Raw genomic sequence first — 8,946 nt, 5'->3', positions numbered from 1 at the left:
CTCTTCTGGTAGCGGCACAAACGGTTTCGGTGGTGGTGGCGGCGGCGGAGGCGGTGGCAGCGCCGCGGCCGGTGGAGGCGGTCCAGCCGGTTTCTTCGGCGCTTACGGCGGTGGAGGCGGCGGAGGCGGCGCAGCAGGTGGCGACGGCGGTCTCGGTGGAAGCGGCGGCAGGGGCGGTGACGCAGCGGTGATTGTCGGCGGGAACCAGGGCAGCGGCGGAGGAGGCGCCGGCGCAGGTAGTGGCGCCACTGCCAACGGTGGCGGTGGTGGCGGCGGCGGACTGGCCGTTAGTAGTAGTGAGATTGGGACGAACGGGCACGACGGCAGCAGCGGACGCACCGGTGCGCAAGACAGCGCAGGCGGCAAGGGAGCCTTCGGCGGACTCTTCGGACTAGACGGCGGCAACGGCAGATTCTCCGCCGCCGTAGGGGGAGGGGGCGGCGACGGCTACAACGCCATCCAAGATCTGCGGGGCAGTACCGGCCGCTCCGGTTAGGAGCCCAGCTAGCGCTTACTGGTGCGCCACGGTCGGAGGGAGTGCTCGAACACTCATCTCATGTGTCTTGGCCCCGGCTGGTACCCGCAGCGCTAATACCCGTAGCCGACGCGACCGGCCGCGCTTGCCTGCGACCGGTCGCGTCCGCTGTCGCTACTAATGCGCGACCGGAGTGCGGCGACGGCGGAACAACCCGCCACGGCGCGGTTCCCGTTCGGTAACTGGAGCCGCATGTTGCTCTCGCGGGGTGGTGAGTGCGTCAGTGGACACCTCGTTCTCCCGGGGCGCGTCGACCGCCGACACGTAATGCTGGTCTGCCGGGGTTCGGTCGACAGTCTCTACGCGGTGGACGTCGCGCGCGAGCAGCACGGCGACCCGAGCCAGGGCCGCACCTGCCAGGAAGGCGATCAATACGCCGAGGCCGGAGAAGTAAGCCAGTTCGAGGACCGCGCGCTTACGTTCGGTCGCCGCGACGGGGTCGCCGGCCGACCCGGTGCCGAGCATCGGCGCGAACGTACGCCCGACGACGAACCAGGCACCGCCTAGGGCGGCCAGCCAGCCGCCGAGCATCCCGCCGGCGCGGCTCTTGGACGTGATCAGCAGCAGCCCGCCGACCACGGTGACGACACCGGGCAGCACTTCGAGCCAACCGCGCGCGGCCGTCCACGACTGGCCCGGAGTGTAGGCGAAGTCAAAGTTGGGGCCGAGGAACGGGATCAGCGCTCCCCACGCACCCAGGATGACGAGGAGCAATCCGGTCACTGCGCCGCGCGAGCGTGGGATACGTCCCCTAGCTGGGCGGTCCTCAATGTTTCTCATGGCATCTCCTTCATAGGTACCGGCTTGGGTACCCGGACGAAGCCGTGGTGTAACCGCCAGAATCAGGCAGACCCGACCGTCAAGACGCCAGACCGATTATCAGCAGCACGAGCGCGATAACCGGAAATAGACCCTGCGTCACTGCGGCACGCGCCTTGTCGCGCGCCGAGATCAACAGCACGACCGCGGCGGCGGCCATCGACCCGACACCGGCGAACACCAACGCGGCACCCACGTCGCGGTGGCCCATGAACACCGCCGCGATCCCGATACCGGAAACGACCGCCAGAAAAAGGTTGTAGAAACCCTGGTTGTAGGCCAGCAGTCGGGTGGTCTCGGCTTCCTCGGGCGTGGTGCCGAACGTCGCACGGGTGCGCGGTGAGGTCCACGTCAGCGATTCCATGGTCCAGATGTAGACGTGCAACACCGCAGCTAGTGCGGCGACTACCAAACCGGCGGTGACCATCGCGTCCTCCTAGTCGAACAATCCAGGCTGCGCCACCCCTACCGGGGGCGTCATACCCAGGTGCGTCCACGCCGATGCCGTGGCCACCCGTCCTCGCGGTGTGCGCGCGACCATACCGGCACGCACCAGGAATGGCTCGCACACCTCCTCCACGGTGGCGGCCTCCTCCCCGACCGCCACCGCGAGCGTCGACACGCCGACCGGACCCCCCCCAAAGCTGCGGGTCAGCGCCGTCAGCACGGCCCGGTCGAGCCGGTCCAGCCCGAGCTCGTCGACGTCGTAGACCTCCAGCGCGGACTTCGCCACATCGCGGGTGATGATGCCGTCGGCGCGAACCTCGGCGAAGTCACGGACCCGGCGCAGCAACCGGTTGGCGATGCGCGGTGTCCCCCGCGACCGACGTGCGATCTCCGCGCCGGCTTCGGCACCCAGTTCGATACCGAGGATGCCGGCGGAGCGGGCCAGCACCCGCTCCAGCTCGGCGGGCTCGTAGAAGTCCATGTGCGCGGTGAAACCGAACCTGTCGCGCAGCGGACCGGTCAGCGCACCGGACCGGGTGGTCGCGCCGACCAGGGTGAAGGGCGCAACCTCGAGTGGAATGGACGTCGCCCCTGGGCCTTTACCAACCACCACGTCGACACGGAAATCCTCCATCGCCAGGTACAGCATTTCTTCGGCAGGCCGGGCGATGCGGTGTATCTCGTCGATGAACAACACGTCGTGCTCGAGCAGGTTGGACAGCATGGCGGCCAGATCACCGGCGCGTTCCAGCGCAGGACCTGACGTGACGCGCAGCGACGTCCCCAGTTCGGCGGCGATGATCATCGCAAGCGAGGTCTTGCCCAGGCCGGGAGGGCCGGACAGCAAGATGTGGTCCGGCGTGCCGCCGCGGTTCTTGGCTCCTTCGATGACGAGCTGCAACTGCTCGCGCACCCGGGGTTGGCCGATGAATTCGCGCAGCGAACGGGGCCGGAGGCTGCCATCGATATCGCCCTCGCCGACAGCCAGCGTCGGTGACACGTCGCGGTCGAAGTCCTCGTCGGTCATTTGCGCCGCTTCTCCTCATCGCTGCGCACTGCATCGGCGCCGGCGCGGCTCATTTCGACTTACCCAGCAGGGTCAACGCGGCCCGCAGCGCAGTCGACGTGTTCGCGTCTCGGTCCTCGGCCAGGGCCTTATCGGTGGCCTCCTCGGCCTGCTTGATCGCGAAGCCGAGCCCGACCAGTGCCTCCACCACAGGTCCCCGCACCGCGTGGCCGTTCACAGCAGGAGCCGTTCCCGACGCACCCACCGCACCGATCTTGTCGCGCAATTCCAGGATCATGCGCTCGGCGCCGCGCTTGCCGATGCCCGGCACCCGGGTCAGCGCGGTCACGTCGCCGTCGGCCAGGGTTTGGCGCAGGGCCGTCGCGTCATAGACGGCCAGGGTGGCCATTGCGAGCCTCGGCCCCACGCCGGACACCGACAGCAGCGTCTGAAACAGATCACGCGTCTCGACGTCGCAGAATCCGTACAGCGTCATCGAGTCTTCGCGCACGATCATCGCCGTGATCAGTCGCGCCTCGGCACCCTGGCGCAAGGTAGCCAGTGTCGCCGGGGTCGCGTTGACCCGATAGCCGACGCCGGCTGCCTCGATGACCGCGTGGTCCAACGCGACCGCGACTACCTCACCACGAACCGAGGCGATCATCGGGCGGCCTTCAGCTTGGCCAGGTACCGGTCGCGTTGCTGCGCGGCCCGAGCGCTCGCTTCGGCCATCTTTGTCAGCGTCGGTGCCCGCCAGCAATGGCAGATGGCCAACGCCAACGCGTCGGCCGCATCGGCGGGCGACGGCTTGGCCTGTAGCGCAAGGATTCTGGTGACCATGGCGGTGACCTGGGCCTTGTCCGCCCTGCCGTTACCGGTGACCGCGGCCTTGACCTCCGACGGCGTGTGAAAATGCACGTCTATGTCGCGTTTGGCCGCCGCGAGTGCGACGACACCGCCGGCCTGCGCCGTGCCCATCACCGAGCTGACGTTGGCCTGGGCGAACACCCGCTCGATAGCCAGTACATCCGGGCGGTGAGTGTCCAGCCAGTGCTCCACGGTTTCGCTGATGGCCAGCAACCGGCGGTGCAGCGGCGCGTCTGACGGCGTGCGGACCACGTCGACGTCGAGCGCGGTGATCTCCCGACCTCGCCCGCTCTCGATCAGCGACAGCCCGCACCGCGTCAGCCCCGGGTCGACGCCCATTACTCGCACCGCAGCTCCCCACTTCACTCCGAACAGCTGTTCGATAGCGTAGCCGGTGGGTCCGACATCGCCGGGCAGGGACACGCTTGGTCCCAGTGGGTTAGGTTAGGCCCGGTGCCGCTTCATCAGCTCGCTGTGGCTCCGGCCGACGTGTCCGGGGCTCGTCTGGCATTGGCGCTCAACGCCGTTGCGCCACCCCCGTTGGCCAGCTGTCGATTGGCACATCCCGCCGGCGGCGCGCTGTCGCTCGGCGTTCTGGGCGCATCCCATGTCGTGACCGTGGAATACCGTTCCCACCGCTTCTCCGAACAAGTTTCCTGCGCCGCGAGCGGCGACCTGCCGGCGCGTTCCGCCGCTCCCGGCTATTGCCTGGAATCGCAAACCGAGGAGCACGGCGAGGCCACCTTCCGCGCACTGGCCGCAGATCTGCGTCGAAAGTGCGCGGAGGAACCCGGATGGCTGGGCGGGGTGTTTCCCGGCGACGACGCCGCGTTGACCGCGCTCAGTGCCGCGCCGGACGGCAGCGGCTGGCGCTGGCAGACCTGGCATCTGTATCCGATGTACCCGGCCTGCACTGGCGGGACGGTGGTGCATACCGCGAGTCGCTGGCATCCGTGAGCCGCGAATCGGCTCACTCCTCGTCGAGCGCGGCCAATACCTCGTCGGAGAGGTCGACGTTGGTCCAGACGTTTTGCACGTCATCGCTGTCCTCGAGGGCGTCGACGAGCTTGATCACCTTGCGGGCACCCTCGACGTCAACCGGGACGCTCACCGAGGGCTGAAAGCTCGCCTCGGCCGACTCGTAATCGATGCCGGCGTCTTGCAGCGCGGTACGCACCGCAACCAAATCCGTTGGCTCGGAGATCACCTCGAAGCTATCGCCGAGATCGTTGACGTCCTCGGCGCCGGCGTCGAGCACCGCGGTCAGCACGTCGTCCTCGGTCAGGCCGTTCTTTTCCAGCGTGACGGTGCCCTTACGGGAGAACAGGTAGGCCACCGAGCCCGGGTCGGCCATGGTGCCACCGTTGCGGGTCATGGCGACCCGTACCTCGCTGGCGGCGCGGTTGCGATTGTCGGTCAGGCATTCGACCAGGACTGCGACGCCGTTGGGCCCGTAGCCCTCGTACATGATGGTCTGATAATCGGCGCCCCCGGCCTCCTCACCGGCGCCGCGCTTGCGCGCCCGCTCGATGTTGTCATTGGGAACCGAGGTCTTCTTCGCCTTCTGGATCGCGTCATACAACGTCGGATTGCCCGACGGGTCACCGCCGCCGGTACGGGCGGCGACCTCGATGTTCTTGATCAGCCGGGCAAACTCCTTGCCGCGGCGGGCGTCTTTGACGGCCTTCTGGTGCTTGGTGGTTGCCCACTTGGAATGGCCGCTCATCGGTGTGTCGTACCTCTTTCGCTGTGAATATTCGCCAGATGAGTCTACGTGGCGGCTGGGTCACCCCGGCCGTTCACCATGTCGACGAACAGTTGATGCACGCGATGGTCCCCGGTGACTTCCGGATGAAATGCCGTCGCAAGCACCGCTCCCTGGCGCACCGCGACGATGTGACCCGCCGCCCGCGCCAGCACTTGCACGTCGTCACCCACACGTTCCACCCACGGCGCCCGGATGAACACCGCGCGCACGTTGCTGTCCAGCCCCTCGAACGGAATGTCACCTTCGAACGAATCGACCTGACGTCCAAAAGCGTTGCGCCGCACGGTCATATCGATGCCGCCCAGCGGTAGCGCAGCGCGCCCGTCGGCCCCGGCATCCAGGATCTCACTGGCCAGCAGGATCATTCCCGCGCACGCCCCGTAGGCCGGCAGGCCGTCGGCCAGCCGAGCCCGCAACGGCTCCAGCAGGTCGAAATCGAGCAACAGGTGGCTCATGGCCGTGGACTCCCCGCCGGGTATCACCAATCCGTCCACCGCGTCCAGCTCGCTGCGGCGCCGGACCGTGCTGGCCTCGGCTCCGGCTGCACGCAGCGCGGCGAGGTGTTCGCGGGTATCGCCTTGTAGGGCCAGAACCCCCACCCTGGGTGCTCTCACGGCCGGTATCCGCGCTTGAAGCGGGTCAGCCCCTCCTGCATAACCGCGGCTACCATTTCACCGCTCTGATTGAAGATCTTTCCCTGGCACAGCGAGCGACCCCCGCCGGCCGACGGCGAGGACTGGTCATAGAGCAACCATTCGTCGGCGCGGAAGGCCCGCATGAACCACATGGCGTGGTCCAAGGACGACACCTGCAGGTGGGGGCGCTCCTCCATGTGCGTGACCTGCGCCGAACCCAGCAATGTCAGGTCGCTCATGTAGGCCAGCGCGCAGATGTGCAGAACCGGGTCGTCGGGCAGCGGGTCCCGGTGGCGGAACCAGACCTGCTGCTGGGACGCCTTGCCCGGTATCAGCTGCAATTTCTCGCGCGGAACGATGCAGACGTCCCATTCCTCGAATTGCTTGAAGCCGGCGTCGTCGAACACCTTGACCGAGTTCAGGCCGGGCAGGCCGTCGGGCGGCGGCGCGGCGGGCATGGCGTCCTGGTGGTTGATCCCTTCCTGGTCGGTCTGGAATGACGCACCCATGCTGAAGATGATCTCGCCGTGTTGGATGGCATTGACGCGTCTGGTCGCAAACGATCCGCCGTCGCGGGTGCGCTCGACGATGAAGACCGTGCGTTCCTTGGCGTCCCCGGGCCGCAGGAAATAGCCGTGGAGTGAGTGCACCTGATAGCGCGGGTCTACCGTGCGGACCGCCGACACCAGTGATTGGCCGGCCACATGACCGCCGAAGGTGCGTTGCAGGAACCCGGATTCGGGGCTGAAGACACTGCCGCGGTAGATGTTGACCTCGAGCTGCTCGAGATCCAGGATCTCTTCGATCGCCACGGGTAGTTCTTACCAGCCCCGTTGCGCGAGACGGTGCGGCTCGGCGATCTCCTCCACGTTGATGCCGACCATCGCCTCGCCGAGCCCGCGCGACACCTTGGCCAGCACGTCGGGGTCGTCGTAGAAGGTGGTGGCCTTAACGATGGCGGCAGCACGCTGAGCGGGATCGCCGGACTTGAAGATGCCCGATCCGACGAACACGCCCTCGGCCCCCAGTTGCATCATCATCGCGGCGTCAGCGGGGGTTGCGATACCGCCCGCGGTGAACAGCGTGACCGGCAACTTGCCCGCCCTGACCACCTCGACGACGAGGTCATACGGGGCCTGCAATTCCTTTGCGGCGACGAACAATTCGTCTTCCGACAGGGACGTCAGCCGACGGATCTCACCGCCGATGGCCCGCATGTGCGTGGTGGCATTGGAGACATCACCGGTGCCGGCCTCACCCTTGGACCGAATCATGGCCGCGCCCTCGGTGATACGCCGCAGCGCCTCACCCAGATTGGTGGCACCGCACACAAACGGCACGGTGAACTGCCACTTGTCGATGTGGTGGGTGTAGTCCGCGGGAGTGAGCACCTCGGACTCGTCGACGTAGTCCACGCCGAGGCTCTGCAGGATCTGCGCCTCGACGAAGTGTCCGATTCGGGCTTTGGCCATCACCGGGATCGTGACCGCATCGATGATGCCCTCGATCATGTCGGGGTCGCTCATCCGCGACACGCCGCCCTGGGCCCGGATGTCGGCGGGCACCCGTTCCAGCGCCATGACCGCCACCGCACCTGCGCCCTCCGCGATACGGGCCTGCTCGGGGGTGACGACGTCCATGATGACGCCACCCTTGAGCATCTCGGCCATGCCGCGCTTGACGCGCGAAGTTCCGGTCTGGGCCCCGTTCTGCTGGCTTTTCACTACGCTCCTTGCCTGTTCGATGCGACCACCAGTCTAAAGGTGATCGACAAGCGCATTTTCCAGGAGCACAGAGTCTTGCACGGGGATGCTGCAGGCCGTGCGACGACGAAGCTGATAGAATCGAACACATGTTCGAAATGGGTGCGGACCGGTTACCTATTCAGGATCCGTTGGTGTTCCAAGCCTGGCTGCATGACATGTACGCAGTGCAACGCAAGGCATTGCGGGCTCCCACGGACGAGTCCACAGGTTGGATCGAGGCGATCCGGGTCGGAGCTTGTGCGGAAAATCAGGCCGCCGCATCGCAGTTGGTGGCGATCGGGCAGCTGTTTCGCCATCGGCTTGCGCAGAGCGGTGAACCCGAGGACTGGGCGGTCGACACGATGGAGGCCGTCGCTGCGGAGGTGGCCGCAGGGCTCAAGGTCAGTCAGGGCCGGGCACACAGCCAGTTGCAGTTGGCGCGGGCGCTGCGCGAACGGCTACCCCTGACCGGCGCGGTGTTCTGTGCCGGCGAGATGAATGTCACGGCGTTCGCCACGATCGTGTTCCGTACCGATTTGATCAGCGACCCGGACGTGCTGGCCGTTGTCGATGAGCGCATCGCGGCCAATGTGGCGCGGTGGCCCTCCCTGACGGCCTCACGGCTGGGCAAGAAGGTGGATGCAATCGTGGTCGGAGTCGACGTCGACGCGGTGCGCCGCCGCAAGGAACGTCACACCGATCGTGAAGTGGTCATCGGGGAGGACCACGACGGGGTGTCGTCGATCGAGGGACGCGTCCGAACTACCGACGCGCACGCCTTGGACGCGAGCCTGTCGGCGTTGGCTGCGACGGTGTGCCCGCACGATCCGCGCACCCGCGAGCAACGCCGCGCCGACGCGGTGGGGGCCCTGGCCGCCCGTGCCGACCGGCTGGCGTGCCTGTGCGGTCGCACAGACTGCACCGCGGGTGCGCGGCGGCCTGCCTCCCCGGTGGTGATCCACGTCATCGCCGAGCAGGCCGCCCTCAACGGCACCGGCACCGCCCCGGCTGCCGAGATCGGCGCCGAGGAGCTGATCACCGCCGACATGCTGGCCGAACTCGCCCAGTCCGCCAAACTCGTGCCGCTGATCCACCCCGGATACAGCCCCGCAGAACCCCAGTAC

The 8,946-nt window shown here is 67.3% G+C and carries 11 protein-coding genes and 1 pseudogene; 3 read left to right on the top strand and 9 right to left on the bottom strand.

The genetic code is table 11. The features are described from left to right. Positions 1-496: pseudogene (locus A5636_RS26695) on the top strand (PE family protein); the annotation flags it as partial. Positions 497-652: 156 nt separating this feature from the next. Here A5636_RS26695 and A5636_RS23195 read toward each other — a convergent pair. From A5636_RS23195 to ruvC, 5 genes are all read right to left on the bottom strand, one after another. Further along, positions 653-1,315 (bottom strand): hypothetical protein, encoded by a 663-nt coding sequence (locus A5636_RS23195; protein WP_065160982.1) that lies wholly within the window; start codon positions 1,313-1,315, stop codon positions 653-655. A gap of 79 nt (positions 1,316-1,394) precedes the next feature. Then, entirely contained in the window at positions 1,395-1,781 is a 387-nt protein-coding gene (locus tag A5636_RS23190; protein ID WP_065160981.1) for a DUF1304 domain-containing protein, read from the bottom strand. Between the two features lie 9 nt (positions 1,782-1,790). After that, positions 1,791-2,828: a Holliday junction branch migration DNA helicase RuvB gene (gene ruvB / locus A5636_RS23185; RefSeq protein WP_065160980.1), complete on the bottom strand. Its 1,038-nt coding sequence runs from the start codon at positions 2,826-2,828 to the stop codon at positions 1,791-1,793. Positions 2,829-2,877: 49 nt separating this feature from the next. Beyond that, entirely contained in the window at positions 2,878-3,471 is a 594-nt protein-coding gene (gene ruvA / locus A5636_RS23180; protein WP_065160979.1) for a Holliday junction branch migration protein RuvA, read from the bottom strand. After that, positions 3,468-4,022, bottom strand: a complete 555-nt coding sequence (ruvC, locus tag A5636_RS23175) for a crossover junction endodeoxyribonuclease RuvC (protein ID WP_065160984.1) — start codon at positions 4,020-4,022, stop codon at positions 3,468-3,470. The genes ruvA and ruvC overlap by 4 nt, the downstream gene beginning before the upstream one ends. Positions 4,023-4,127: 105 nt before the next feature. On the opposite strand from ruvC, the gene A5636_RS23170 reads away from it, so the two are divergent. After that, entirely contained in the window at positions 4,128-4,631 is a 504-nt protein-coding gene (locus A5636_RS23170; protein ID WP_065160978.1) for a DUF2617 family protein, read from the top strand. Between the two features lie 13 nt (positions 4,632-4,644). Here the strand turns inward: A5636_RS23170 and A5636_RS23165 are convergent, their stop codons facing one another. The 4 genes from A5636_RS23165 to pdxS are packed head-to-tail and all read right to left on the bottom strand — an operon-like array spanning position 4,645 to position 7,801. Further along, on the bottom strand, positions 4,645-5,400 hold the full coding sequence (locus A5636_RS23165) for a YebC/PmpR family DNA-binding transcriptional regulator (protein WP_065160977.1): 756 nt from the start codon (positions 5,398-5,400) through the stop codon (positions 4,645-4,647). Between the two features lie 44 nt (positions 5,401-5,444). Further along, on the bottom strand, positions 5,445-6,056 hold the full coding sequence (gene pdxT / locus A5636_RS23160; protein ID WP_065160976.1) for a pyridoxal 5'-phosphate synthase glutaminase subunit PdxT: 612 nt from the start codon (positions 6,054-6,056) through the stop codon (positions 5,445-5,447). Then, the gene (gene tesB / locus A5636_RS23155) at positions 6,053-6,889 is read right to left on the bottom strand and encodes an acyl-CoA thioesterase II (protein ID WP_065160975.1); all 837 of its coding nucleotides are present in this window, start codon (positions 6,887-6,889) and stop codon (positions 6,053-6,055) included. Before tesB ends, pdxT begins: the two co-directional genes overlap by 4 nt. Before the next feature lie 9 nt (positions 6,890-6,898). Next, entirely contained in the window at positions 6,899-7,801 is a 903-nt protein-coding gene (gene pdxS, locus A5636_RS23150) for a pyridoxal 5'-phosphate synthase lyase subunit PdxS (RefSeq protein ID WP_155763967.1), read from the bottom strand. Between the two features lie 128 nt (positions 7,802-7,929). Between pdxS and A5636_RS23145 the strand changes: the two genes are divergently transcribed. Then, the coding region (locus A5636_RS23145; protein ID WP_253900680.1) for a 13E12 repeat family protein at positions 7,930-8,946 on the top strand (1,017 nt) is incomplete at its 3' end.

It is taken from the genome of Mycobacterium asiaticum, from assembly GCF_001673315.1.
Lineage (GTDB): Bacteria > Actinomycetota > Actinomycetes > Mycobacteriales > Mycobacteriaceae > Mycobacterium > Mycobacterium asiaticum_B.
Note: the sequence above shows the minus strand (reverse complement) of the source record. Positions and strands in the feature narration are given on the sequence as shown.

Excerpts from the sequence above, each read along its gene's own strand:
- ruvB (WP_065160980.1), bottom strand. The coding sequence starts at position 2,828 with ATGACCGACGAGGACTTCGACCGCGACGTGTCACCGACGCTGGCTGTC.
- ruvA (WP_065160979.1), bottom strand. The coding sequence starts at position 3,471 with ATGATCGCCTCGGTTCGTGGTGAGGTAGTCGCGGTCGCGTTGGACCAC.
- A5636_RS23190 (WP_065160981.1), bottom strand. The coding sequence starts at position 1,781 with ATGGTCACCGCCGGTTTGGTAGTCGCCGCACTAGCTGCGGTGTTGCAC.
- A5636_RS23195 (WP_065160982.1), bottom strand. The coding sequence starts at position 1,315 with ATGAGAAACATTGAGGACCGCCCAGCTAGGGGACGTATCCCACGCTCG.
- A5636_RS23165 (WP_065160977.1), bottom strand. The coding sequence starts at position 5,400 with ATGAGCGGCCATTCCAAGTGGGCAACCACCAAGCACCAGAAGGCCGTC.